We start from the raw sequence: 25618 nt of genomic DNA, 5'->3' as shown, positions 1-25618 counted from the left end.
TGCCCAAAACACATCCGGCATATACTTATTTAAGGACTAGGGCTGCTAGGGCTTCTGAGCATTGCCCTGCTATGGGAATTCATGCTTAAGAAATTGGGGGCACTCTCTCTTTGGCGTGAGGCTTCCTGGGTTCATTCGGGGACGCACTGGGCAGCGTGCCTATTGGTCGTCCTAGGCTGGGGCGCTTTGCCGTTGGTCTGTATTCTGCCTGCTAGTGACCACATTCTGCAGAGTCTGACCAGTTCCACAGTGGCCTTGGGGCCCCACGCGTTGGATTCGACGGTGACGACTGAATCGTCAGCGATCGCTCAGGGGTGGAGTGGTTGGTTGAGCCTACCACCGAGTCTGTTGCGCGTGCTGCCATCGCTCCTGCATTTCGAAACTCTCACACTCGGTCTTGCACTGAGCACCCTGATTGCACTTTGTGTGGGAAGCAGGTGGATGACCCTCCGACAGCATCTTAAGTGGGGCTTGCGAGCTGTGGTGCTGGCGCCGTGCATCACGGCTGCTATTAGCATCGCATTTCTCCCTCTCCCATACGCGTTACCCCTCGGATTGTTTGTTCTTGCTTTCTGGATCGTGCTCGGCGAAGTGCTTCTCGTGGGGCAATCAACCGGCTATATCTCCTCCGTAGGCTTCCCGGTCGAGTACCGAGCTCTGCTTCCATTCCAACAACACTCCGGGGGCAACGATTCGAACGACTCCCCTAAACCTGACTGGGGTGAGTTGGCTTACGCAATCACCCTGTTGTGTTTGCTGCTCGGCAGCTTTTCACTTTTGTTGAGTCAAGTGTTAGGGAGGCCTCTGACCGCCTTGGCGATAGGTGAGCCAAGTTGGTGGGGGAATCTGATACCGCTGGGCTGTGCCCTAGGGCCACTCTTACTCGTTGCCGCAGTTCGGTGGACTCGGGGAATCCTCACGCAAGATTCGGGGAATTGGCAAACACTCAGCGGGCTTTCCTGTGCGACACTCGTTGGTGCTGTAGCGGCACTTTCGCTATTACTGCAAGTTCCACCTGTGGTTTTAGGGATCGTTTTCTTGCAAACCTCGGCATTCGTGTCAGTTGGGCTGGCTGGGGGCGCCAACTACAGTAGGACGGTGAAGGTCTGTCACGGGCTTACGCTTTACGCGTGCGGTAGCTGCGTAGTCTTGGCGATGGCTGCAACCATGGCATCCCTGAGCCTACCCTTCGTCGGTCTGGGGCGGAATTCGGTAGAGTATCCAGTGGTGCTGCACTACCTGAGCAACGGGCCGCTGGCTGTGACTCTCCTCGCAACAGTGGGGCTTAGTTATTGGCTAGGGCGTCGCGTCGGCTTCGGCTATCTAACGCTAGGTTCTTTAGCGCTGGGATGCCTCGCTCCGTTCATCTCTGCCCAGTCAGCAGATCTACTCTTTCAAGAATGGTTGCAGGGGGCGGGGAGCGTTCCGCGATTCAATCCCGCGCGGTGGCTGTGCGTTTTATGGCTTGGCGGGTTGGCTACAGGGCTTTACGCAAGCGTGCGTCGCCCGGCGGGTACATCTCTGTCCGTGCAGCTTACAACGGTTAACTGCTTCGTCTTGAGCGGTCTGGTAGGGGCTGTGGGCATCGCGGGGATCGCCTTCGAGTCGAGCCCATTTTGGTCTTGGTTTGAACTGACTGTATTGGCTCTGCTTTGGGCCGCTACGGGGGCATGGGACGGACATCGTTGGAAGGGATACTTGGCTGCTTGCCTCGCTGGTTTGGCTCTGCTGAACTGGATCGACTTTTCTCCTTCCCGAACTTTTCTGCAACAAGTGAGCTTTCTCTTGTGGGGCCCGATTGGGATCGCTTGGTTGAGTCTGTTGGTTCAGGTGGCTCAGAGAGTCGTGGTATTTCCGGTTGGGTTTGCGGCTGGTCACATTTCTCGGGGATGCACCTCGAGGGAATACACCTCTAGGGGATTTACCGTACCGCTCATGAATGAAGCCGAAGTCGTTGGAAAAGACGCTGAGCATTTGTGGGAGGAACGCTGCGAAAATCCGCGATCGATCGAATGGGCAGTCAGTCTTACGGTTCCGGTGGTGTTGACTCTGCTAGGCTTCTTCGGGTTGATGCTACAACGCGGGCACATGTCGCCTCCCAATGCCGGGACTTGGGCGATCTGGGCTTCAGGCCTGACCACACTCGGCTTGGCGGTTGGGCGTCTCTGGGAGCGGTTACCCGCCCAGCGCGGCTTGGCCGTCTACTTGAATCTGATTGCTTGTGCGCTCATCGGATGCACTGCGTTGGCGGCAGTCGGAGAGTTACCCATGCTGCAGGTTTGGTTGATTTGGTTAGCAACCGGACTCGGCGCGATGGCAGTCATGGCGGGCTTGATGCGCGAATTCAATCGGGAAGCTTCGGTCTTGGCCCAACGCTTGCAATGGCACGCCGTGGTTGAGTCCACGGGGCTGAGCCGTGCGTTGGTGTGGATGCCGCAGGCGCATATGCTGGCTGCTCTGGCTGCTGCCATACCCAGCGTACTATTGGTGCTGGCGTTCGAAGAGCAGTCGTTGCGGATTGCGGCTACCGCGATTCCGTTTCTAGGTGCACTAGCGATCTTGCCTATCGCCACAGGTCGGCTTCATCTCAAGGGACGCTACCTGGGGCTGCTCTTAATCTCATTGGCCTACTGTCTAGTTTGGTGGGCCGATCTGCCGGGAGCATGGGCCGTGTCGGACGCGGTGGAGAGCTGGATGTTTCTCCAGCGAATGTTCGTGGCAATGGTGTCAATGGGTGCCGGGTATCCGCTGTTGGCCTCTGTTCTTTCCCGCCGTACGGATTGGGAGAGGCCCCTGGCAAATCTTGGCCGCGTTGCATTCGCCATGGGGTGCATGTGCGGAGGCGCGTTGCTAGCGGGACAGCTGTATGATCCCTGGCGAGCTGCAGCCTTGAACGCCGACATCGCGACCAAGGGGCTCACGTTGATCGCTTGGACGGCCTGCACTGTGCGGTTGCTGCAGTTCGCAATAACTCCGCTACGCTGCGAACAGTGGGTGACGGACCAGCAGAGGAAGGGAGCGGTTTTTGCGGGAGAATTGTGCTTAGCCTGCGGTGTTGCTGCAGGCTACTTTCACTTTCCAGCGTTGTTCGATGGGCTGGTTCTTCAGTGGTGGCCAATGATCGCGCTGGGCATCGCATTGCTCAGTGGTGGACTGGGAGAATACTTGCGACGCAGGCGGCAACCCATCGTTGCGGACCCCGTGCATCAGACGAGTTTGCTGTTGCCCGTGATTGCACTGGCTGGCGTGTGGGGCTTTGAGCCCACTTCTGTCGGCGCCCAGTGGTATGCCTGGGAGAACTATGCTTGGGTGCTCGCCACCGCTGCGGTGCACTTCGGATTGCAGAGCTGGTGGCGCGATTCACTGGCGATCCGCACTTGTTCGGCCGCACTGGCCCTCGGCGCATTTTGGGCGATGCTAGCAGGACAGACCTCGCAAAATCTCTTTCAGCATCCGCAGTTATGGTTGCTCCTACCCGCGGTGGCCAGCCTGATCTTTGTAGAGCTCCACCGCAACCGCCTCAACAAGCCCGTGGTGTTGGCCACCCGCTATCTGGCGATCCTGGTGGGGTATCTGAGTAGCACGGCTGAGTTGTTTCTGCCGGCGTTTGCCGGAGATATGTGGCCTCCACTCCTTCTACTGGTAACCGCGTTGCTGGGGATTGCCTGTGGCATGCTGGCCCGGGTGAAAGCGTTTCTCTACTGCGGACTCACTTTCAGCATGGTCGCTCTATTGGGAATGGTTTGGCACGCACAGCAAGCGATTGGCCAGAGTTGGCCTTGGTGGGCGTTCGGAATCGCCACGGGTGTCACGTTGATCGCCCTGTTGGGATACTTCGAACTGAACCGTCCCCGCATGCTTGGGTATTTAGAGCAATTTAAGCGGTGGGAACCCTAGTTCCATGGGCGAGGAGCTTAGTGTGTGGGATGTAGAATCAGCAGTACCGTCGACATGTCTTCGGTATCTGAGCTGGGCAGAACTCCGCCTGCAGCCCATCCCTGTTGTCGTTCGTAAGCCCCCACGTATTTCGTCGGTGGGCGCACCCCTCGCAAAACCTGCTTGTTGGAAACGATTGGCTCCTCAGCATCGGCAATGCTGGCCGCAAAGGAAGCATTCAGAGCGAAACGCTTTCCTGTGCTCTCCGCAATCCGATTCAATAGCCTGGTCTGCGGATTGTTCATGGCGATGTTGTATACGACTTGGGGAAAATAATCGGGGGTTTGCCACACCTGTTGGAGAGCCAAGTCAATCTGTTTCGTCTCCGCACGCACAAAGTAGACCAGTCCATCAGCGGCCGAGTCGGTTGGAGAGGCCACGATCATCTTGCTATTCTCGACAGCGGACTCGACTTCGGGAGTCATCAAAATGGGAGCCGACGTCGCGATGCCCGCTTGAGCCAACGTATTTTCGAATTGTCCTGCAGCCAGGGCGTCTGATGTAATCTGGATATCGACAACTAAGGCATAGAGTACCTCGAACCTTTGATCACTCACGTAGCGAACGGTCGCATCGGTGGCGGAAGCTCCAGGCAAGCCAGCGGGATTGGGTATTCCGCTAGGTGTCAATTGGTCTGGCAGGGAGGGGGCTGAGGGTTGGTGCACCAATTGCTGGCCCTGATCCGCTGGCCGCGGAAGGCTAAAGAACACTACGACCGCCGCCGCGCCCGCCAACAATCCCATTGCCCAAAGTTTGTGGCTGCGAATCGATCGCAGGCTACCTGGGCCCGCCTCCATGGTGGGCAGCTCCACGCTCGTCGCCGCGGAGCGAGCATTCGGTTCGGAATCCGACTGGGACTTAGCTTGCAGCGCCGCTGCCACCACGCGGTCTGCAAAGCCCTCGGGCAGCGGACCGCTGGAATGACGCTGGGCCAATTCGCCTAACGCGGCGCGATTCTTGCGAAATGCGGCCAGCGTGCCTTGGGCCGCAGCATCGGAACGGAGCGCAGCGTTGACCTCTTCTAGTTCCTCTGGTGTGAGCTGGTCATCCACCAGTGCGCTAAGTAGTTCGTCTCGATTTGGGCCGTCAACTGGCATACTCATGACTCCAAGAGGCCACCTCATTGTGGCCTGACTTGCCGGAAAGCATCGCTTGCTACGGGAACTAACCAACCGCTCAACCTACTCTGTTCGCCACTAGTGGCTGTGAGAGTCGTCTCTCGGATATAGGACGACTTGGTCAGGCTGAAGCTACGTTAAATTCCCTAGGGTGCCGAAATCCATTGCAGCACTGCACTGAAAAAGACCGAGAAGCGACGCGAAATTGGGGGCCCAACCTAGCGTCTACCTAAACTCAATCCAGTTCTGCGAACTCCACCAAATGCCAATCTTCGTTCTTACGGAAGATCTGCCATGGCTGCCCGCAGGTAATGCACCTCAAAGCTGAATGGACTGTAATCTCGGATGATACACGATAGGGGTTTGTTCCCCACATACCGATGTTCCGCCAAAAAATTGCGGAAAATACCGAGAATTGAAGGTACAAATCGCAACGCAGGATCTGCAGGGGTCAGTCCAGCGACTCATTTTGAGACTCGAAATGCTTTTGAGAATCTAGAAAGTGACTCAAAATGAGATGAGCAGCAAGTCCGTCGAGCTTGGCCTTGCGTTTTTGAGGACTGAGCTGGGTTTCGTTTAGCAGGCGTCGAGCCTCGGCAGTCGTAAATCGCTCGTCGAAGAGGGCGACGGGGAGCTGCGTCTGTTGTTCAAGCCAAGTGACAAATAGGCGAACTTCCTTCGATTTTTGACTTTCCTGGCCATCGCAGTGCAAGGGAAGGCCAACCACGAAACCCACCAATGCCTCGGATGCGACCAGCCGTTGGAAGTACTGAGCGTCGAGACGAGGGGTGCGGCGAGTATAGGTTTCCAGGGGGGTTACCCAAGTTTGGCTAGGGTCGCTGAGCGCGACGCCAATGCGGACAGTGCCAAAATCGATCCCCGCGGCCCGCCCTTGGTTCGGCCACTTCTCTTCCGGTAAATTCACGAGTCCCCCACTTTGCCTGCAGCTAGATCCGAAAACCACATAGTACTCAGCAACTCTGCAAGGTGCGGCAATCAGGTGTTCAGCCCCTTTTTTACCGCACAATGCAAGGTTGATCGAGGTGTGGTTGGCAGTGAAGTGCATGTCCCCCTGGTGGATGAGTGCCGCGGGAGCGGTTATCCGATGCGGTGTGCCCCCGGATGTCCCGTTTCAACTAAGAATTGAGCTCGGGTGGATGCCTTCCCACCAGGCTTCGTGATATCGTCAATGACCACATAATCGCTCTGCCATTGTTCGGGCGTTACGGTGCAGCGCACGTATCCGCGTTCGGTATTGTGGAATTGAACGCAGGGATTGTCGGCCATGATTGCCGGATGGGAATCGGGCTCGGGACGCCCATTGCCACCACTAGAGATGGAGGTGCCGACAAACTCGGTGGCAATCACCTCAGTCGTTTGATCTCGATCGTCGACACGCAGGTCATTGACCCAGTTGGAGTGGATGTCTCCGGTCAAAACCACCGGATTGGAAACGCGGCGATCGGCTAGGAATTTCAACAGCTCCATTCGCTCGAAGCTGCAACCGGGCCATTGGTCCATGGAGTACACCGGATCGGGGGAATCACCCGAGCGATCGACCATTCCCATCATGACCTGTTGCGCCAGGATATTCCACTGCGCCGTGTTTTGGATCAGGGAGGAACATAGCCAGTTGCGTTGCTCGTGTCCAAGGAGAGAATTGGTGGGAGACATGGCCGATTCGTTGAGGTCCGAGTGTCGATCTTGGTTCGGTTGGTCGCTGCGATACTGGCGAGTATCGAGCACCATAAAGTCGGCAAGTCTTCCAAAGGGGGCTCGACGGTAGATGGTCATATCCGCACCGCGTGGCATGGAGCTGGCCCGTAGCGGCATCATCTCATAATAGGCTTGATAGGCATTGGCACGACGCATCAGGAAGACATCGGGATGCACCGCCTGTTGTTCGGAAATGTCTGCTGCACAATTGTTGTCGAACTCATGGTCGTCCCAGGTAACTAGCCAAGGACACTGCGCATGCATGTTCTGCAACAGCTTGTCTGCACGATACTGGGAGTGGCGGACACGGTAATCGGTTAGCGATTCGATCTCTTCCCCCAAATGCTTGCGAACTCGATTCTCTTTCCCACCATATTCGTAGATGTAATCGCCGAGGTGAACTACCAAATCCAGGTCATCCTGCGCCATCTGCTCGTAGGCGGTGAAGTACCCTTGTTCGTAGTTTTGACAAGACGCGAAGGCGAATTTGAGTTGCGGGGGAAGAGTGTCGGGAGCTGGAGTGGTGCGCGTCCGTCCCACGGGACTCTGCGCATCGCCGGCCGTAAAGCGATACCAGTACCAGCGATCTGGCTTGAGACTGGCAACTTCCACATGGACGGAGTGCCCCAGTTGAGGAGTTGCTGTGGCGGTTCCCGACGCGACAATGCTGCGGAAATGCTCGTCCTCGGCGATTTCCCAGTGCACATTTACGGCTTCGTTAGGCATTCCGCCAAACGGCTCCAGTGGCTGGGGGGCCAAACGGGTCCACAGCACCATTCCGGTGCTGTCCGGATCGCCCGAGGCGACACCGAGCGTGAATGGGTCGCTGGCAAAACTTGGATTGTTGCGGGCCCAACTCGCCCGTGAAAGACAAGGAATGGCTGTTAGCGCGGTCGTGAAACTCAAAAAATCACGCCGCGAAAGACCGCTCTTGGTGGCTCGCAGCAATTGGTTGAGATGAAAATGCTCTCGCATCGGCTGGGGATCCCTCGATTGAATGGCGACGAAAACAACGTCCCGATTCTAGCAAGTCTCCTGAGGGAGATGCCGAGCCAACGATGTGAATTGCGTTAAGCTGACCGGTGGGCGCAGTGACCTGACCGGAGGGCCATGGACGGCCGGATGCTAGTCGTCTAAGGAGTCGCCGGTGGCGTACTCTTGCAACAATTCGAGGTCGAAGAACTCGAGGGCGGATATGTGGGTAGCACGCAAATTGACCAGCGGAGCCATTCCTGCCTCATACGCTTCGCGCCAACGCAGGAGGCACAGGCACCAGCGATCACCTTCCTTGAGACCAGGAAACTCGAATTGGGGAATGGGAGTCGACAAGTCGTTTCCCCGCAGCTTAGAAAATCGCAGGAAGTCGTCGGTAACCTCGACACAGACGGTGTGCATGCCAGAGTCTTCCGCACCTGTATTGCAGCAGCCATCACGGAAAAAACCGGTCATCGGCTCAGAGCTACAGGTTTCCAAATCGGTTCCGAGCACATTTTTTGCCACGGCAGTTTCCCATCGAGTATCTATTCAAATTCGGACGTATGCTTCTTATTAACTTGAAATCGTTCGGAATACAACTGCCGAATGGACTCGTTTTGTCACAATGGCTGAACCGGGGACTGCGGGTTGGTGCAATAATCTGTCTAGTGTAGGTGAACCGATTAATGAGACAAAATGACCGCAACCAGTTTCACTTTCCTCCGGAGACGCCATGCGAAGATTTATTCCACTAGTCGTGCTTACACTGTTTGGCTGCGACATTGCTGCAAATGCACCATTCTCGTCACGACCTACTGCGTCGCAAACACTCCTCGATGCGAGAGGTGGGTTCGAGACTACTATCGTCAAATCGGGCGAGCACTTTGGACCACCGAATTCTCCAGTGGGAACCGAGTTGGAATTGATTGAATATCCGTCCCCCGTCGGTCGATTGGCGGCGTATGTCACGATCGATCCGGGGGATGGCGAGAAGCATCCGGCCATCGTATGGATTACTGGTGGGGACAACAATTCCATCGGTGACGTGTGGTCACCGCAGGATCGGAGCAACGACCAGTCGGTACGTGCGTTTCGGGAGGCTGGCGTGGTCGTCATGTTTCCGTCACAACGAGGGGGAAACGACAATCCCGGCAAGCGAGAGGGGTTCTACGGCGAAGTCGATGATATCCTCGCTGCCACGGAGCATCTTTCCCAATTGCCTTACGTGGACGCGGAACAAATCTATCTTGGTGGCCATAGCACAGGAGGGACCCTGGCCATGTTAGTCGGGGCGTGCTCCGATCGCTATCGCGCGATTTTCTCATTGGGCCCCGTCGCAGTTGCCAGCCAGTATGGTGGTGACTACGTGTACTGCGACCCGAATGACCAAGACGAAATGCGACTCCGTTCCCCTCGTTACTGGCTGCACTGCGTCAAGAATCCTATGTATGTTATTGAAGGGGCTGAAAATGGGAATTGGGATGGTGCTGTGGAAGTAATGGCTGCCGAGAATTCAAACCCGAATATTCACTTTCTCAAGGTTTCTGGGCATGACCACTTTAGCGTGATTGCCCCGCTTGCAGAGAAATTGGCAAACCAAATCATGCGACAAGAAGTCCATGTAACGCAGCAGACAGTGCGCGATTTGCAATGACCCAGCCTCTTCCTCTTCCTCGTGCTCGTGCTCGTGCTCGTGCTCGTGCTCGTGCTCGAACCCAACTCGAATTCGCGCCAACCCCAGACTCACCCCCCACCGCATCAACCAATGCGTCCGGCTACACATTCGCCATCGTGGAACAGCGCTGAGATATACAGCAATTCGGCGCGTCCGCACTGCTTGCCGCGCGCCATCGAGTTCACCTTCCGCATTACGTCTCGGCGGCTGATCTGCCCCACGAGTCGACCTTCGTCGAGCACCGGTAGGCGTCTGGTGGCTTGATTCAGAAAGGTTTGGCAGATCTCTAGCAATTCGGTGTCAGGTGAAATGGTGGGAGCTTGGCGATCGACAAAGGGCATGAGTCCTGCGTCAGGCAGATTGTCGTAGGCCGCGTTGACAATCACACGCATACATGAGCTCTCCGAGAAGACTCCGAGGAATGACCCGTCGAAATCAACGACGGGCGCTCCCGAAATCCGCTTGCGAAGCAAGACATCGATGGCAGCGAATACATCGAGATCGGGAGAGAGTGTCACTAGATTCTGAGTCATCATTTCTCGTGCGAGAACGACTGCACCAGTCATAGGTCAAACTCCTGTAGAGCGGCAGAGAAGAGCTTGCGGCACGTCACGGCGCCCCGCATCCATGAAACGCGTCCATGGAGAGTGCGATTCAACCTAGCAGTCCGGCTAGGAGATCGCAATGAAATTCGCGGCCAAGTCGCTGTTTAGTTTGTGCAACTCTGCACGAGTGGTGCTTCTGCCTGTTCCGTACCGTGCCTTCTTGAGGCCGGTCATCGATGCCCCTACCCCAACTTGAGGTCGAGGCTGAGGCCGTCGTAGGCCAATTCAACACCACCCGGTAGGATCGCATTGGTGGCCACGTATTCGAGTTCATGGCTCACATGCGTTAGATAGGCTTTTTGCGGTTGGATTCTCTCAATTGCCGCCAAGGCCTGTTCCACATTAAAGTGGGTTGGATGCGGTTCGAGTCTTAGCGCGTCCACGATCAAGACTTCGCAGCCAGCCAATGTCTCAAAACTCTCTTCTGGAATACAGCTGGTATCGGTGCAATAGGCAATATTGCCAATTCGAAAACCCAATACTCGATAATTGGGGCCATGTTGTAAGCGGAGGGGGCGAATCGTTGCTCCGAGCGCATCAAAGGGGGCTGTGGAAATAGTGCGTGGCTCCAGCGCAGGAATTGCCCCAGGATGAGTTTGCGGACCGGTTTTGAAGGCGTAGTCGAAACTCTGGCGGATGCGAGATTCTACATTGGGCTCACAGAATAATGGAACCGGTGCATGGAGTTGAAAGGGGAACAGACGCAGATCATCCAACCCGAAAATATGGTCTGCGTGCTCGTGGGTGTAGGCAACGGAATGCACAATTCCAATTTCTTCTCGGAGCAATTGTATGCGCAGTTCCGGGGAGGTGTCGATCAACAAATTCCCCTCGGGCAGCCCCACGATGGCCGATGAACGCGTCCGCTTGTTGCGTGGGTTGTCACTGCGGCAGACTTGGCAAGCGCATCCAATAACTGGCACTCCCACCGACGTCCCTGTACCCAGTAGGATGAATTGTCCGGAAATGTCGCGTGTTTTAAATTCGTGGGGCAATGCGTTTTACCTGCCTGGAGGAAGGGGGGATTGCCCCTAGGAAACCATGGGAATGCCTTGTGATGTCTTAGCGATCGTCGTCTTCATCATCATCATCTTCCTCGCCATCAAAATCGGGATGCAAGGGATCGTCGGGATCGAAGAAAAAGTCGCCGAGTCCCAGTGGAATGGAATTTCCACGCAGATCGCGTGTTTGGCGTTCCGCCAAAGCTTCCAGATTTAACGCATCCTCGCCGAGGCAAAATTCCAGGGCCTCTCTCCAAGCTGCATCTTTAGCAACCGGATGCTCCGGATCTTGAGCTAGTCGCTTGAGTGCGAATCTCAATAGATTGAGGCCATCGCGGGCTGAGAAATCGAGTCGCAGTTCGTGGGAACGCTGCAAGAATTCGACGGTCATGGCCAGCATCTCTGGCTCGGCGAAGGGGAGGTGGTATTGGAGGATTGCCAATTCGTCCTGACGATTGGGAAAGCCAAGTGGCAGCGTGGGCTGCAGCCGACTGAGGATGTAGTCGGGGATCTCGTAGGTGGAATCGTCTTGGTTCATGGTCACCGCGCACCGGAACTCCTTATCGGCGGGGATGACGATTCCGGCCACGATCGACTCAACGTACCGCCGCTGATCGAAAAGGGGCGCCAAGCTAGCCCATGATTTTTCGTTCATGCGATTCCCCTCGTCCAGTACGCACACCGCGCCGCGAAGCATGGCAGTGACCAACGGGGAAGCGTGGTAGGCGATCTGCCCACTCTGGCTTAACACTGGGGTGACGAGCAAGTCTTCGGGTCGCGTATCGGCCGTGCACTGGAAGACGTACAGTTCTTGGTCTCGCATGGCCGCTGCTGACATGGCCAGGGCCGTTTTTCCGATGCCGGGAACGCCTACAAGTCGCGGCGTTAAGGGCAGATCGGCGTCATCCACCGTGATCCAGCAAGCGAGCAACTGCTTCAGAACTTCACGCTGTCCGATCCACTCGCTGCCGTTGGTGAGTGGTGCACCAAGTTTTAGTCGTACGCCGCCAATTTCTTGGAAATCCTGGGACATTGTGCAGGTTGCTCTGAAGGGGTTCGTGTAACTGGAGGGACTTGCTCAATCACGCAAGAAATAACGGACTGGGCTCATTGTCGCAGCAACGTGGCTTTCTCGACAGCACCTCAATCTAATGGCTCCAATTTCCCACGCCAACCCACCTGAAATCTAGCCGCGATGCCCAAGTCAAAAAAAGGAAAGAATTGGAAGCTTACTTTTGGTGACTTCCCGCCATCGGCTCTGGCGATCGAACCTGGATGCGATACCATCTTGTGGAAGCCATAAATACCCAACAGGAGCAAGTCAGAGGCGTTGGCCACCACCACTCGATTTTTGCAGTGCAGCCTTCTCCAGTAAGCCTCTACGAACCAAGGCCTCTACGAAACCAAGGCGTCGACCCGTAAGCATGGAAACGCTGGACAGTCTCTGGTCCGTCAGTAGGCACCACTCGATATGCGTTACTAGAACGCGAACCGGTCCGTGTTCGGGCGTCGCTTTTGCCTGCTGCACGCGCGGGGTACCATGGAAGGCTGCCCACTGCTAGCTTCCACCGCTGGCCTGCAGGGGATCAACCGCGCGACCTTTACTCCACCACAGTCCGATTTTATGCTCCAACCGCTACCGATTGATTCGCACCTCGATGCGTTGGCTCACGCCTTGGCTGGTCATCCATCGGTGGTGCTGGAAGCGCCCCCGGGCACGGGGAAGACGACGCGAGTCGCCCCCGCATTTTTGCCAGGCAGCCGGAATTCAGCCGGCTGGAATGCGCCTTCGAAAATTCTGTTGGTCCAACCTCGTAGAATCGCGGCGCGTGCCGCGGCCGCGCGGATCGCAAGCGAGCAGGGGTATCAGCTGGGGAGGGAGGTGGGCTATCAAGTTCGGTTTGACAATCGGACTGGGCCCGCTACGCGTCTAACGAGTTTAACCCCGGGGATTTTGCTTCGCCGCCTCCAGTTGGACTCCGTGCTGGAAGATGTCTCCCTCATTCTCCTAGACGAATTCCACGAACGGTCGCTTGAGTACGATTTATTGTTGGGAATGTTGCAACGCATTCAAACTGAGCTACGACCCGATCTTAGGTTGTTGGTGATGTCAGCGACGCTAGATGGCGCGAGCGTTTGCCACTACTTGGGGGACGCACCACGCATTGCTGTTGCTGCGCAGAGCTATCCGGTCCGCATTGAACATGCCAAATTCGGTTCGATGTCTGGTGGCCGCCCGCAGCATCCCAGTCGCCGGATCGTCGAGCAGACGACCGCTGCTGTGCTGAAGTATGCGCAGGCCAGGCGGGGAAGCGACAGTGCGGCCGAGGGCGATGGAGACATGCTCGTCTTCTTGCCTGGAGTCGGCGAGATTCGCCAGGTGGAAAGACAACTTGCGCCGGAAGCTGCCAAACAGGGCTGGAATTTGTTGACGCTCTTTGGCGACATGCGGCCTGCCGATCAAGACGCGGTGCTAGCCACGAGTCCGCAACGCAAGATTATTCTGGCGACCAATGTGGCAGAAACGTCGTTGACGATCGATGGTGTCACGACGGTCATCGATAGTGGTTGGGCGCGCGTCCAACGCGTTGATCCCGCCCTGGGGTTGAATCGCTTGCTACTGGAACCAATCTCAACTGCATCGGCGACCCAGCGGGCTGGACGGGCGGGGCGAACTGCACCCGGTTTCTGCTACCGCTTGTGGGATGAAGTGTCCGCGCGGAGTCGCCCTCAGCAACTCGACCCCGAAGTACTGCGGGTCGACATCGCCGGTGCTGTCTTGCAATTGCTGTGCTGGGGCGAAAGCGATATTGCTGCCTTCCCTTGGATTACCCCGCCTCCGACAGCGGCGATTGCTGGAGCCCTGCAAGTTTTGGAGTGGATCGGCGCGGTGCAGGAAGGGCGTCCGACGGAATTGGGGCGGCAGCTCCTGCATTTCCCCCTCCATCCTCGGCTGGCAAGAGTGGTGGTCGCAGGGCATGCCCTACGCATTCCACACGCTGCTACGTTGGCGGCAGCCATCTTGAGCGAGCGGGACATTGTGGACCGTCAGGCGGGAGCCTATGCGCCACGCAGTCGTGGAGGAGTGCCGACCATCCAGCAAGTGAAGCTGCCGTATCACTGCGATGTAACCCGTCGGGTACAAGCCCTGCAGCGACTGCAGGCTGGCAATCGAATCTCCGTTGAGCGGGTGGCTGCTGAGTTTTCACTAGGTGGAATCAATCTGGCCGCCGTGCAGCAGGTCCAGCGGGTAGCGGAGCAATTGCGTACCGTCGTAGACAGCCAGCTTTCCTCCACTGCAGAAGAGCCACTGGAGACGCAATTGTCCGAAGCACTCTTGGCAGGATTCCCGGATCGAGTTGCTCGCCGCCGATCTGCCAACACGCCCCGTGGGGTGATGGTGGGTGGTCGCGGTATCAAGCTCGATGGGAAATCGGCGGTAACCGCAGCAGAGCTTTTTTTGTGCCTCGATGTTGATGCCGCAGGGACCGAAGCGAACGTCCGCATGGCTAGTGCAGTGGAGCAGGCTTGGCTGACCGGTGCCAATCTGCAGACACGCACCGAACGCTTCATGAATCCAACGCTCGGATCGGTAGTGTCCCGGCGGCGGTTGTACTGGTGCGACCTAATGCTCACCGAAACGACTGCCGAGACTCCCTTGGATGCGGAGACCGCGAGGCTTCTCTCTCAAGCTGCGGCTGGTCAATTTGACAAACTCCTGCCTGCCAAGGACCGTGTGCTGCAGAGTTGGTTAGCTCGAGTACGGTGGTTGGCCCAAGCATTGCCAGAGGAAAATTTACCCACGTTTACTGGCGATTCCTTGGTTCCCATGCTTGAAAAGTGGCTTTACGGCCTGCGGAACCTTGAGGAGGTGCGGCAACTGCCATGGAGCAGTTTGCTCCCTGGAGAATTGAATGCTCAGCAGCGGAAGTTGCTCGATGGGCAAGCCCCTGAGGCGATGACTCTGCCGACTGGCCGACGCGTACTATTGACCTATGAACCGGGCAAACCGCCCATCTTAGCAGCCCGAATCCAAGAATTCTTTGGTTGGCAGGATACCCCGCGACTTGCTGGCGGCAAGAGCCAGGTACTTCTCCATCTGCTGGCTCCCAATGGCCGAGTGCATCAGATTACAGATGATTTAGCGAGTTTCTGGGCAAACACCTATGCCACGGTTCGAAAAGAACTCCGTGGCCGGTACCCCAAGCACGCTTGGCCGGAGGATCCGCTCAGCCAACGAACGCCGGTGAAGGGAAGCGGTAAGTCGTAGGGGAGTCTGGCTGGCCTTCGGGGGGATGCTTTTGAGGTAAGGTAAGCAGCGCGGCGGGGCACCTGTTTCCACTGGTTTGCTGGAAGACGCCTTTCCCCCTCGCCGTCGCCTTCTTGGCGAAATGACTTCTGTGTCTGACAAATACCTATGGCGCGAAAGATGGGCAGGGGGCATAATATAGGGTGTTCCTTTTTCCCCGTTTAGTGAGGAGTGAATGCCATGGGAAGTTCGAAAGTGGATCGCGAAGGTTTGAAAGCTACGCTGCAAGCCGAATTCGAAGCGACGCTCAATGCGGTAGTTGATTCGATTGATAACGCTCGCGATGGTGCTTGGATCGAAGACAGCGAAGGACTCAGTCGTCAGGCTTTGGATCGTTTCCGGCAACAGGTCTATGAGGCAGCCTTACAAGCGAAGATTAATGCGGTGGAAGCCGCTTTTTCCCCCTCCGAAGAGCGCGACGGGAGTTCGAGCACGGAACAAGGGACGCCAACTACGTAGCCTCTTGACTGAGAACGGCCGTGTGCAACTAAAGCGTGTTCGGTGGGCAGTTCAAGACGAAACCAGCAGCACACCGATCGATGCCTTGCTGGATGAAGCAGAGAAAAGCTTCACGTGCGGGATACGTGAGATGCTTTGTCGTTTGAATCAAAGTTCCTCCAGCTTTGTAAAGACTGCGGCCAATATCGCTCGTTTATCATCGATCGACATTAGCGGCGAAAGCGTACGGCAATTGGTCGAGTACGAAGGTCGCAAGGTAACCAACCAGCTAACGCGAGGGGGCATTGATATTGGCTGGTCGTCGGCAGACTGCACGTTGGAAAATGTTCCCCAGAAGTCGTCGGCCAGTTCATCAGCCGCATCTGGCGCAGTGAATGATCAACAAAAACCAACCCCAACTCGGGTTTATGTCGGCTGCGACGGAGTGAAGGTACCGGTCGTTACTCAAGCCGAGAAGACTAAGCGTCGCACTACGATCAAACTGAAACGTCGACGTAGTGGAAAGAAATGTCGGCCGTTGCCAGCAGCTCGAGCAGGTTCGGATCAACAGTACAAGGAAGCAAGAATCGTAGTTGCTTACAACGAATCTCAGACGCTCCGGCTTGTGATAGCTACCCGCGGTGATTGCGAAGTCACTGGGCGCTTGATGCGAAGTATGGCGACGACCATCAAACTAGATGAAGCGACTGAGTCCATTGCAAATATCGATGGCGCTCCATGGATACGCAACCAATTGGAGTTTCACAACATTGTGGATAAAATCAACTTGGATTACTACCACATGAAAGACAACGCACAAAAGGCGCGTCGCGAGATGTTCGGCGAGGATGAATCGGGAGCCACATGGTTAACGGCATTGACCAACATCCTGATGGAACAGGGAGTCGACGCACTGCTGAGTGAGCTGCTTACTCAGAAACTCACGTGCTCAGGTCGACGCCTTCAAGCCTTGGAGCAATTGATCGGATATATTTCGGAGCGTCGTGAAATCATTCGTTATCGCGAACTTCGCGCTCGCGGCATTCAGATCGGCAGTGGTCCGACCGAGGCCCAATGCAAAACTACCACACAACGGGTCAAAGGCCGAGGTCGCCGGTGGGATTTCGCCAATGCCGAGTGCATGATGAACCTCGCTGCACTCGAAGCGAGTAACCTCTGGGACAATTACTGGGGAAATCATGCAAAAAATGCTGCCTAAAAGTTGTCCAGAAACTTTGGTCAGACACAAACGCGGTTAGGCCTTAGGGCTGCACGAAGCCATCCGGCGTACCGGGAATGAGTTCATTATCCTCGGCGCCGAGCGGTTTTAGCAAACACAGGTAGGCGAACAGATCTCGCAGTTCTTGTTCCGTCATCTGGGCTTCGAGCCCCTCGGGCATCATGCTCTTATCGCTCACCTTCAACTCTTCAATCTCTTGCTCGCGGTCAAATTCGACAATCTTCCCACCCTGGAGCTTCAATTGAATGTAGCGTTCCGATTCCCCCACCAGAATGCCCGATAGCAGGTCTCCGTCGACGGTTAGCAACATCCGGGCCTGAAACGCGGGGCCGATAACCAGGCTTGGATCCAGAATATTGGAGGCGAGTTGCTCTAAGTTGCCGCGACCATTATTCGTAATGTCCGGCCCCACTTCAAACCCCTTGCCACGGAATCGATGGCATTGGGAACAAACCCGTTCGAATACCAGGGCACCTCTCGAAGCGCTTCCCGGGCTGCCAGCTCGCAGGTTCTGAAGCGCGCTTTGAACCACTTTCTGCCGTGCGACATTTTGAGCGACGCGCACCTTCCCCCACACCTGTTCCAATTCCTCTTTCAACTCCTGCTGAGACGAACTGGCCCACTTCTGCAGTTGATTGGTATTGATCAAATCCCGCTGAATCTTCCCATCCGCTACCGCTTGAACCAAGCGGCGCATCGACCCCGCTTGGCGCGTCAACGGTTCGATTGCCGACAACTGGACGCTGGCAGGCAGGTTGGCCCAGTTGGCGAGGATGGCCTCTTCGTATCGCGCACGATCGTAGGTCAGACCAGTTTGTACCACTTTGCCGATCCAAGCTTCATCTGCTTGTTCGCTGGCCAGCAAGTGCTCGAAATACTCCTTTGACCTGTCTGGCTGGACGCTGAACCAACTCTTCAAAACCAGTTCACGCTGGTCTAGTTCAGCAATTCGCTTGAGACGGTTCGTCAATTCAACCGTCGACCATTCGCCCTCTTGACCATCAATCATCAAGATCGCTGCAAGTGCAACTGCTTGCCGCACCTCTGAATCCGAATCCACTTCGACAACTTGCCTGGCGGAGGTCTCGAGCGGCAACAGAGCGACGCGCAGCTCTTCCACCATCTTGCGTTCAAGCGCTGTATTGATCGTCTTGGCCAACGAACTGGAGGCCGCCTGAGGATTCGCCTTCCACAGCAGTTTGGCGATGCGGACTGGTCCACTCAAGTTGATGTCGACCGCCGATGCAGCGGGCGATTGCCCCATGCTGGGTGAGACCAGCAGGACTGCCAAGAAGAACACCAAGCACACCGGCATCCACCGCAGATCAAATCTTACAAGTCTCATGCTATTATTCGGCCAACAATTTTTCGATAGCGGGCACCACATCTTGGGCGTAGGTCAATCCGTCACCGCCTGCGTTTCCTTCGGTAAAGCGATGAACCAACTCCCCCGCCGCATCGAAGACGAGAATGGCGGGAATCGAATCGATCTCCGCTTTGGTGAAGACGATTTCGTCAGGCTCCGAAGACACAAAATTCACGAGGGTTGATGCTCCCTGCTGATTGAGGAACTTCAACACATCCGGCACATAGCTTTCCGCTGGCTTGCTTTTGAGTCCCAGATAATCAACGTTGAGGGATAGGCAGACGACCTCGTCTGCGTGCTGTTGACTCAAGTCGACGAGATGAGGAAATTCTCGCATGCAGGGAATGCAAGACCGGCTCCAAATATCGAGTACCACAACTTTGCCCGCGTGCTGTTGAATCGATTCCATGACGCCTGCAAAATCGGCAAGAGCAACCTCGGCGGCGGCCTGCCCTTGCGCGCTACTTGCGGGATCCGCAGGTGGTTGGCTGGCAACCGCTGGTGCCTCCACTGGGGACGCGTCGGGCATGGAAGATTCGTCGGCTGTTGGGCCCGAACACCCCAAGGTTACCAAGCTTAAAAGCCCCACAGCCATGCTGGAGAAAAGTTGAGTTGATTTCATCATGCTTGCTTCTTACTCATCGAGAACAAACGGGCTTAGACAGATTTCACAGGCGTATTGATCAGTTCCCGCCCCCCTTTTCAGAACACAACTACCAGGGACGAGTCGTGATCACACCCTCTTCGGGGCTGCTGGCTTGGGCGTAGAGGCGTTTGGGAATGCGGCCAGAAAGGAATGCTTCGCGGCCCGCAATGGCCGCATGCTTCATAGCGATCGACATACGCACCGGATCGCGTGCATGGGCGATGGCTGAATTCAACAAAACCCCATCCGCACCCAATTCAAATGCGATGGAAACATCACTGGCCGTTCCGACACCGGCATCCACGATCACCGGATAGTCCGGGTCGTCTTCCTTCAGGTACTCCAGAATGATCTTCAGATTGTTGGGATTGAGAATCCCCTGCCCACTGCCAATGGGGCTGCCCGCTGGCATCACGCTGGTGGCTCCAGCCTCTTTGAGACGTCTGGCCAGAATGGGATCGTCGCTGGTGTAACACAAGACCTGAAACTGAGCGTCTACGAGCGTCTTGCAGGCTTCGAGCGTAGCCACTGGATCGGGCAAGAGAGTCTTGGTATCGCCGAGAACTTCGAGCTTGACCCAGTCGGCACCTGGATTCTCAAGCGCCCGCAGGATTTCTCTCCCTAATTTAGCGACCCGTACCGCATCGGCGGCGTTGTAGCAGCCCGCCGTATTGGGAAGCAGCACGTACCGCGAGGGGTCGATGTAATCGAGAATATTTTGCCCGCTGCGATCGTACATTTTCTCGCGGCGTATCGCGACAGTAATTGCCGTGGAGCCTGACGCCGTCAGGGAATCCCGCATTAATTCCAAAGTATCGTACTTGCCGGTCCCCACAATCAATCGACTGGGCAGTTCAAACCCGCCAACTTTGAGAGTCGAATCCGCGGCCGGTGTTTTAAAGGAAGGTTCAGTGGTCATCGAGGACTACCCACCTCCCACAAGGGTGACCGCTTCAATCACATCTCCGGCAGCCAACACATGCTGCGCGTGCGACTCGCGGGGGACAATTTCCAAATTGACCTCCACCGCAACTAGCTGACTGCGGATCTTGGCCAGTTCCAACAACTGCACGATGGACGTGCCATCCGGGACATCCATCGCTTGGCCATTCAACTGGATTGCAATCTGTTCAGGAGAGTTCACGTCGATTACTCGTCGAAAGCTGCATCAAAGGCGCGATCGCTTGGACTGAAATCCATGCGTTTGGTAAAGCTGCAGGCCTCTGCCGCTCCGAACTCACGATTCATTCCGCTATCTTCCCACTCGATACTGAGGGGACCTTGGTAATTAGCAACGTTCAACGCACGAATGATTTCTTCGAAATTCACTCCGCCTCGTCCTGGACTGCGGAAGTCCCAGCCGCGCCGTGGATCACCAAAGTTGAGGTGGCTGGAGAGAATGCCAGACTTTCCGTTCAAGGTTTGGATCGCGTCTTTGATATGCACGTGGTAGATGCGATCGGGAAAAGCGCGAATGAACTCGACAGGATCGATTCCTTGCCAGATCAGGTGGCTAGGATCGAAATTGAATCCAAACTCTTCACGGTTCCCCAAGGCCTCTAGGGCACGCTGGGCAGTGTAGATATCGAATGCAATTTCAGTGGGATGGACTTCCAAGGCGAATTTCACTCCGCACTCACCGAACACGTCCAAAATAGGATTGAAACGCTCCGCAAACAACTTGAAACCGTCCTCCACCATCTTTTCGGAGACGGGCGGAAAGGAGTAGAGCAAGTGCCAGATGCTCGAACCGGTGAAACCATTCACCACGTCGACACCAAAGCGCTGAGCAGCTCGCGCCGTCTGCTTTAGCTCCTCGATGGCCCGCGCATTTACGCCTGCTGGATCACCATCGCCCCATACGTAGTCGGGCAATATCTGCTTGTGCCGTTCGTCAATGACATCACAAACCGCTTGACCGACAAGGTGTGCGCTGATCGCCAGACACTGCAATCCATTGGCTTCCAGCAAAGCACGCTTCTGGGTGCAGTAGCTGTCGTCACTCATCGCCTTGTCGACTTCAAAGTGGTCTCCCCAACATGCCAATTCGATACCGTCGTATCCGAATTGACTTGTTAGCTTCACCATATGATCGATTGGTAGATCGGCCCACTGACCAGTAAACAACGTGACGGGACGTGCCATATTAATAAACTCCTGTGCTTCTGACTGTGGACAACTTTCCTAACGAAATCCGGCATGCATGCTGAACACGCACCGCACAACGGACACATGCCCTTCACTTCCTTGGGATTTCGCAATCGGCCTTGTGAGGGTTGGTTCTCGGCCAGCCCGGCGTGCCCATCAGATTACAAGGTCGAAGCCAAGCGGGGTAGTAGGGCCAGCGGACTGTCTCAGGAATCGCATCGCCCCGGCTCACCTGCCGGCACAATGTGGCTGGAGGCTAACGGTGGCCCCCCTAGCTCTCGTTGTTGCGGAGACAGGCCTCGGCGCAAACCACTAAGCACGCACACGGCCCCGTTCACGCGGCGAATTGCGACCTAGGCAAATGCTTGACTGGAGTCGCGTGGACCGCACAACTTATGGTCAACCGGGCTGGAGATCTTAGAATCGCAAATTTGGGGGCGCCGAAACAGACACGCTGCTAAGCACTGCTTGCTCGCCGAGCGCGGCGCAAGCTATTTCGCTTCATTCATTGCTTGAAAACCAGCCTTAGTTAAGGAATATGACCCCTTAAAAGAATCTGGAATGAGCAACCCTTCGGCAGTCATCTTTTCCAGGGCAGCCTTCATGGAATCGATATCCGCATTGCCCAAACAGAGCATTTGACCTGGTGTCATAAGATATTCGCGAAAGATTTTGAGCACTTTCATTTCTGTCTGGCTAAGGTCACCCTGTGCGGTGGGAGCCGAGAGCACTGGAGCTGATGTCTTCTTAGGATTCGATTTCTTTTTTTGAGTCATGGCCCGTAGCTACTTCCGCTTTCTTTCAAATATCTCGATCGAAGCATTGCTTCTCAACTGGCTGGCAAAATCGGTCCACTTAGACACTTCTAAGCCACCGAAACAGACGCCCCAAGAGGGAGCAATAGACTCGCTGCCCTCTTCAGAGTACGCCTTCACTCAATATTGCCGACTCTACTCAGGAGCATCCAGCAGATGCACGTCTTCGGCGCGCGGCCCCTTGGGACCACTGCCCGCAGTAAAGGATACTGATTGGCCTTCGCGGAGAGACTCAAAGGGAACTCCCTGGACAGCTGAGTGGTGGAAGAAGATTTCGCCACCATCCGCTTTCAGGAAACCAAACCCTTTATCTGTTACGAGCTTCTTAATTACACCGTGTGCCATGCCGTTGTTTCTCTTCTTAGGTAGGATTTGTAGAGTCGAAAATCAACCAAATTGCAAGAGTTGCCGCGGCTAGTCGCTGTCAGACGAAGAGATGAGGCGCATCAGTTTCCATTGATTGGTAAATTATGGAGTGGCATCATTCTACCCTCTTGCGCTCTAGAAAGCGAGCATGGGCGTTCGCAGGACCCGACGCCTCAGGGCCTAATGGCGCATGGCTTTGCGAGCCTATTTAGACTTAACGGAAGCGGTAGCCCCCTTAAATCACACGATATCGCCCCCCTACCTTGCTTACGCGGAGAGTTGCGGTGCCCAACCAGGCGTGAAGCCAGCCGCCGCGTCGTGCCCAACGATTCTCTTCGCTCGGCAAATCACGAATCCATGGCCGGCCTAACGATGCCACCAGCGGCTCCCGTTTTTGCTCCTGGGCTGTTTCCCCAACTCCCTGAGTTGATGCCAAAGGACCCGACAAAAAAACATCCGCTAATTGTCCCAGCACTGTCGAATATGCGTTGACCGAAGTGACATCCAGCGGATAGTCTGAGCTTCCATTCATCTACCTGCGGGTGCGTGCCGTCCTGAATTGAATTCGCTAGCACCAAGCCTGACGTTTCAATGCCCGCCAGCCCTAGCGGGACTGGCCAAGCGCTTGCCACACGCGAATTCCAATACTTCCAGCCATTTCTCAAGGTTAGTCAACCATGCACTCGGAATTAGACCTCGAACAACTACGCAATGAAGTATGGGACGAGATCTATCGCGCAGGCCCTCGCTCCGTAGCTCAATTGGCCAACTCCCGCGACCTAGAGGAAGCGGTTGTGCAGAGTGTCGTGGGACACGATTGGTTCGTGATCCAAGTCGATGGCATGGTGTGCATTGCGGAAAACTAACTTCGTGCCAACCTGAACGGCTTGTTGATTTAAGAGCATTTTCAGTTCTTCCGGGAAGCCAGCACCTCCCACTCCCTTGTAGCGTCCCCATCCTTGCTCACGTTGCGGTTTACTACTTGAGCAAGCCGCAATGCGGTGGGTAACGCTTTCAACGATCCCTGAAGCCTGGTTGGAAAGCTGCCGGAATTAGAACTGCAGTTTTTCGGCGACTTTGGTTAGCAACTCAGCCAACCCAGGCGCATTCTCTAAATCCAGTTGCTCGACCGCGGTCAACAGATTGGCCGCCGCCTCTCCATCCAATTTAGGATGGAGGTTTTGCCAAATGATGCTGGGGATAATTGGATCGCTGCCGCACTCTGCGGCCAATTGAACCCAATGGGCAATGGGGTCCATGCCGGTGTACTTCCCCAAGGCAATCGCAAGTTGCAATTGCACTTTGGGCGAAGCCCCCTCCAGCAGACCCAAGGTCAGTTGCTGCACCTTAGAGTCGCCTGCAAACTGATCCCCAGCAATCCGCACTCCCCAGCTTCGAAGATGCTCATCTTCCTCTTCCAGCAGTTGAGCTAAGAAGGCTGAGCGAATCTGCTTACCGGCTTGCAAGGCCCACACGGCGGATAACCGCTGTGGGGCAGCTTGCGTCCCCAACGCGATAGCCTCTAGCTTGTCGACGACTCCTTCGCAGTTCCGCTCGGCCAGCAGGCGTTGGGCCGTTTCCCGGAGAAAGATATTGGGATCGGCCAAACGCCGCACCAGCTCCTCGGAACTTGCTTCCGCCAACGACACAACTGCGGGGCGTCCCGTCGCGGTATGGACTACGCGGTAAAGCCGGCCATGCCCGCGATCCACCCCCTCCGGGTCAGCACTGGCGTCTTGATAGCAATGATAACGATCGTACCAATCTAGGACGTACAGGCAGCCATCAGGGCCAACCTTTTGGGCAACTGGCATGAACCAGACGTCGTTGCCAGACAGAAAATCGTCCTCTCCAAATCCAGCGTAAGTTGCGCCACGCTGCTCAACGCGATCAACGTTCAAGCAATTGCCGTGAATATTCCCCATCAGCAGTTTATTGCGATACTCGGCTGGAAACGCGGGTGAATCGAAGTATGTAATCCCGCAGTAGGCCGCCATTTGGTGCTTGTGCTTAACAATCGACTCTAACTTCCAGGTATGCGGTGGGTAGGGACCTCCTTGGCGGTGGTAGTAGCCCGTCTCGGTCAGGTGCCACAAGTGATCGATGACACATGCGCTGATAAAGGCCTCGCCCCACGGATCGAAGGCAATCCCCCAAGGGTTGCTCGTCCCTTCGCAAAACAACGAAAACTCACGCGTCTTGGGATCGATGCGGAACATCGCACAAGTAAACTCATGGACCTTACCATTAGCCTCAACTCGACAGGGGTTAAACACTCCGTTCAAGCCATACAGGCAACCGTCCGGTCCCCATGTCAGACTGTTGGGCAATTCGTGAGTATCCGCCCGCCCAAAACCGGTGACGACGACTTCCTGCTTATCAGCCTTATCGTCTCCATCGGTATCTTGCAGGAACAGGAGGTCTGGCGCGTTGGCAACCCACACACCCCCATGACCGACCGCAATTCCCGAGGGGATATTGAGCCCATCGGCAAAAATTTTGACCGAATCGATCTTTCCGTCGCCGGTGGTATCTTCGAGGATCTTGATCCGGTCGCGGCCGGGCCCCGGCTCGTGGCGCGGATATTCAAAACTCTCCGTAACCCAAATCCGCCCTCGTTCATCGAATGCCATTGCCACGGGGTTGAGTAAAGCGGGCTCCGAAGCCACCAATTCGACATGAAATCCAGGCGGCACCACCATCTTGGCCAGCGACTCTTGGGGAGAGAGTGGAGGTCCTGGTGGGCTAGTTTGCTTCCGAGGAATCAAGACCTTTCCCTCTTGCGCATGGCCCCAACCTCCGCCGAGAACCGCGCCCCACAGCGCAAGAGCAACGGGCAACAGGGATTGCAAGAGAGACTTCCTATTCAGATAACGCATAGCTCAGTTCTGGGAAAACGATGAATGGGTAAACGATAAAGGCCAGCTGCTTGGCCCGGGGGGGGCTAAGCGGCTGAGGGAGTCGGAGCGCACTTTCAGACCTACCACGATCGGGAGCCCCCCACAATCACGCTATAGCGTACCTCCCAATCTTGCTCGCCAAATGGTCCGCTGCCGAAAAGGGCCTCCTCTAGGCTGCGAAAAGAGCATCTAGAGCCAGCAGGCAAGCGCCACGCTCCAATTTGGTTCGCAGTATTGAGTAGGTGATTATTGACTTGATTCGCTCGACATTCAACTCCGGAGCGTCCATAATGCAAGCGTATCTGCCACACGGACAAGAGTTGAGGCGTACGCTGCCGCAATCACCGCAACGTACAAGGCTTTT

Annotated in this window: 21 protein-coding genes; 6 read left to right on the top strand and 15 right to left on the bottom strand. The window is 55.9% G+C overall.

Annotated features, from left to right (window positions below):
- The first annotated feature begins 81 nt into the window (after positions 1-81).
- The gene (locus Q31a_RS09390; protein WP_145076916.1) at positions 82-3897 is read left to right on the top strand and encodes a hypothetical protein; all 3816 of its coding nucleotides are present in this window, start codon (positions 82-84) and stop codon (positions 3895-3897) included.
- A gap of 17 nt (positions 3898-3914) precedes the next feature.
- Here Q31a_RS09390 and Q31a_RS09385 read toward each other — a convergent pair whose 3' ends face one another.
- The 4 genes from Q31a_RS09385 to Q31a_RS09370 all read right to left on the bottom strand — a co-directional run bounded on the left by Q31a_RS09385 (position 3915) and on the right by Q31a_RS09370 (position 8270).
- Complete coding sequence (locus Q31a_RS09385) at positions 3915-5039, bottom strand: anti-sigma factor family protein (protein ID WP_231691132.1); 1125 nt, start codon at positions 5037-5039, stop codon at positions 3915-3917.
- A gap of 466 nt (positions 5040-5505) precedes the next feature.
- Entirely contained in the window at positions 5506-5979 is a 474-nt protein-coding gene (gene ruvX / locus Q31a_RS09380; RefSeq protein WP_231691131.1) for a Holliday junction resolvase RuvX, read from the bottom strand.
- A gap of 173 nt (positions 5980-6152) precedes the next feature.
- The gene (locus tag Q31a_RS09375) at positions 6153-7745 is read right to left on the bottom strand and encodes an alkaline phosphatase D family protein (RefSeq protein WP_145076910.1); all 1593 of its coding nucleotides are present in this window, start codon (positions 7743-7745) and stop codon (positions 6153-6155) included.
- 150 nt (positions 7746-7895) lie between these two features.
- Entirely contained in the window at positions 7896-8270 is a 375-nt protein-coding gene (locus tag Q31a_RS09370) for a DUF2237 family protein (protein WP_231691130.1), read from the bottom strand.
- A 208-nt stretch (positions 8271-8478) separates the two neighbouring features.
- Here Q31a_RS09370 and Q31a_RS09365 point away from each other — a divergent pair, with 208 nt between their 5' ends.
- A complete protein-coding gene (locus Q31a_RS09365; protein ID WP_145076908.1) occupies positions 8479-9399 on the top strand; it encodes an alpha/beta hydrolase family protein in 921 nt (306 codons plus the stop codon).
- A 104-nt stretch (positions 9400-9503) separates the two neighbouring features.
- Here Q31a_RS09365 and Q31a_RS09360 read toward each other — a convergent pair whose 3' ends face one another.
- The 3 genes from Q31a_RS09360 to Q31a_RS09350 all read right to left on the bottom strand — a co-directional run bounded on the left by Q31a_RS09360 (position 9504) and on the right by Q31a_RS09350 (position 12059).
- Positions 9504-9986, bottom strand: a complete 483-nt coding sequence (locus Q31a_RS09360; RefSeq protein ID WP_145076906.1) for a CBS domain-containing protein — start codon at positions 9984-9986, stop codon at positions 9504-9506.
- A 221-nt stretch (positions 9987-10207) separates the two neighbouring features.
- A complete protein-coding gene (locus Q31a_RS09355) occupies positions 10208-11020 on the bottom strand; it encodes an MBL fold metallo-hydrolase (RefSeq protein ID WP_145076904.1) in 813 nt (270 codons plus the stop codon).
- A gap of 67 nt (positions 11021-11087) precedes the next feature.
- Complete coding sequence (locus tag Q31a_RS09350) at positions 11088-12059, bottom strand: AAA family ATPase (RefSeq protein ID WP_145076902.1); 972 nt, start codon at positions 12057-12059, stop codon at positions 11088-11090.
- A 507-nt stretch (positions 12060-12566) separates the two neighbouring features.
- Here Q31a_RS09350 and hrpB point away from each other — a divergent pair.
- The 3 genes from hrpB (at position 12567) to Q31a_RS09335 (ending at position 16992) form a co-directional block, all read left to right on the top strand.
- Positions 12567-15296: an ATP-dependent helicase HrpB gene (gene hrpB, locus Q31a_RS09345; protein ID WP_145076900.1), complete on the top strand. Its 2730-nt coding sequence runs from the start codon at positions 12567-12569 to the stop codon at positions 15294-15296.
- Positions 15297-15515: 219 nt separating this feature from the next.
- Positions 15516-15794 carry a hypothetical protein gene (locus Q31a_RS09340; protein ID WP_145076898.1) on the top strand — a complete coding sequence of 93 codons (279 nt, stop codon included), beginning with the start codon at positions 15516-15518 and terminating at the stop codon, positions 15792-15794.
- Between the two features lie 22 nt (positions 15795-15816).
- The gene (locus tag Q31a_RS09335; RefSeq protein WP_145076896.1) at positions 15817-16992 is read left to right on the top strand and encodes a UPF0236 family transposase-like protein; all 1176 of its coding nucleotides are present in this window, start codon (positions 15817-15819) and stop codon (positions 16990-16992) included.
- 43 nt (positions 16993-17035) lie between these two features.
- On the opposite strand, the gene Q31a_RS09330 is transcribed toward Q31a_RS09335, so the two are convergent.
- The 7 genes from Q31a_RS09330 to Q31a_RS09300 all read right to left on the bottom strand — a co-directional run bounded on the left by Q31a_RS09330 (position 17036) and on the right by Q31a_RS09300 (position 22333).
- On the bottom strand, positions 17036-18358 hold the full coding sequence (locus Q31a_RS09330) for a c-type cytochrome (protein WP_197356559.1): 1323 nt from the start codon (positions 18356-18358) through the stop codon (positions 17036-17038).
- 4 nt (positions 18359-18362) lie between these two features.
- On the bottom strand, positions 18363-19004 hold the full coding sequence (locus Q31a_RS09325) for a TlpA family protein disulfide reductase (protein ID WP_145076893.1): 642 nt from the start codon (positions 19002-19004) through the stop codon (positions 18363-18365).
- An 88-nt stretch (positions 19005-19092) separates the two neighbouring features.
- On the bottom strand, positions 19093-19944 hold the full coding sequence (locus tag Q31a_RS09320) for a thiazole synthase (RefSeq protein WP_145076891.1): 852 nt from the start codon (positions 19942-19944) through the stop codon (positions 19093-19095).
- A gap of 6 nt (positions 19945-19950) precedes the next feature.
- Complete coding sequence (gene thiS / locus Q31a_RS09315; RefSeq protein ID WP_197356557.1) at positions 19951-20169, bottom strand: sulfur carrier protein ThiS; 219 nt, start codon at positions 20167-20169, stop codon at positions 19951-19953.
- A gap of 5 nt (positions 20170-20174) precedes the next feature.
- Positions 20175-21170, bottom strand: a complete 996-nt coding sequence (locus Q31a_RS09310) for a sugar phosphate isomerase/epimerase family protein (protein WP_145076889.1) — start codon at positions 21168-21170, stop codon at positions 20175-20177.
- Between the two features lie 494 nt (positions 21171-21664).
- Positions 21665-21949 carry a hypothetical protein gene (locus tag Q31a_RS09305; RefSeq protein ID WP_145076887.1) on the bottom strand — a complete coding sequence of 95 codons (285 nt, stop codon included), beginning with the start codon at positions 21947-21949 and terminating at the stop codon, positions 21665-21667.
- Between the two features lie 174 nt (positions 21950-22123).
- The gene (locus Q31a_RS09300) at positions 22124-22333 is read right to left on the bottom strand and encodes a cold-shock protein (protein ID WP_145076885.1); all 210 of its coding nucleotides are present in this window, start codon (positions 22331-22333) and stop codon (positions 22124-22126) included.
- A 698-nt stretch (positions 22334-23031) separates the two neighbouring features.
- Between Q31a_RS09300 and Q31a_RS09295 the strand changes: the two genes are divergently transcribed.
- The gene (locus Q31a_RS09295; RefSeq protein ID WP_145076883.1) at positions 23032-23220 is read left to right on the top strand and encodes a hypothetical protein; all 189 of its coding nucleotides are present in this window, start codon (positions 23032-23034) and stop codon (positions 23218-23220) included.
- Positions 23221-23406: 186 nt separating this feature from the next.
- Here the strand turns inward: Q31a_RS09295 and Q31a_RS09290 are convergent, their stop codons facing one another.
- Positions 23407-25206, bottom strand: a complete 1800-nt coding sequence (locus Q31a_RS09290; protein ID WP_231691129.1) for a PVC-type heme-binding CxxCH protein — start codon at positions 25204-25206, stop codon at positions 23407-23409.
- Positions 25207-25618: the final 412 nt, after the last annotated feature.

Source organism: Aureliella helgolandensis, from assembly GCF_007752135.1.
Taxonomy (GTDB): domain Bacteria; phylum Planctomycetota; class Planctomycetia; order Pirellulales; family Pirellulaceae; genus Aureliella; species Aureliella helgolandensis.
Note: the sequence above shows the minus strand (reverse complement) of the source record. Positions and strands in the feature narration are given on the sequence as shown.

Excerpts from the sequence above, each read along its gene's own strand:
- Q31a_RS09390 (WP_145076916.1), top strand. The coding sequence starts at position 82 with ATGCTTAAGAAATTGGGGGCACTCTCTCTTTGGCGTGAGGCTTCCTGG.
- Q31a_RS09385 (WP_231691132.1), bottom strand. The coding sequence starts at position 5,039 with ATGAGTATGCCAGTTGACGGCCCAAATCGAGACGAACTACTTAGCGCA.
- Q31a_RS09375 (WP_145076910.1), bottom strand. The coding sequence starts at position 7,745 with ATGCGAGAGCATTTTCATCTCAACCAATTGCTGCGAGCCACCAAGAGC.
- Q31a_RS09365 (WP_145076908.1), top strand. The coding sequence starts at position 8,479 with ATGCGAAGATTTATTCCACTAGTCGTGCTTACACTGTTTGGCTGCGAC.
- Q31a_RS09360 (WP_145076906.1), bottom strand. The coding sequence starts at position 9,986 with ATGACTGGTGCAGTCGTTCTCGCACGAGAAATGATGACTCAGAATCTA.
- Q31a_RS09350 (WP_145076902.1), bottom strand. The coding sequence starts at position 12,059 with ATGTCCCAGGATTTCCAAGAAATTGGCGGCGTACGACTAAAACTTGGT.
- hrpB (WP_145076900.1), top strand. The coding sequence starts at position 12,567 with ATGGAAGGCTGCCCACTGCTAGCTTCCACCGCTGGCCTGCAGGGGATC.
- Q31a_RS09340 (WP_145076898.1), top strand. The coding sequence starts at position 15,516 with ATGGGAAGTTCGAAAGTGGATCGCGAAGGTTTGAAAGCTACGCTGCAA.
- Q31a_RS09330 (WP_197356559.1), bottom strand. The coding sequence starts at position 18,358 with ATGAGACTTGTAAGATTTGATCTGCGGTGGATGCCGGTGTGCTTGGTG.
- Q31a_RS09325 (WP_145076893.1), bottom strand. The coding sequence starts at position 19,004 with ATGATGAAATCAACTCAACTTTTCTCCAGCATGGCTGTGGGGCTTTTA.
- Q31a_RS09320 (WP_145076891.1), bottom strand. The coding sequence starts at position 19,944 with ATGACCACTGAACCTTCCTTTAAAACACCGGCCGCGGATTCGACTCTC.
- Q31a_RS09310 (WP_145076889.1), bottom strand. The coding sequence starts at position 21,170 with ATGGCACGTCCCGTCACGTTGTTTACTGGTCAGTGGGCCGATCTACCA.
- Q31a_RS09305 (WP_145076887.1), bottom strand. The coding sequence starts at position 21,949 with ATGACTCAAAAAAAGAAATCGAATCCTAAGAAGACATCAGCTCCAGTG.
- Q31a_RS09300 (WP_145076885.1), bottom strand. The coding sequence starts at position 22,333 with ATGGCACACGGTGTAATTAAGAAGCTCGTAACAGATAAAGGGTTTGGT.
- Q31a_RS09295 (WP_145076883.1), top strand. The coding sequence starts at position 23,032 with ATGCACTCGGAATTAGACCTCGAACAACTACGCAATGAAGTATGGGAC.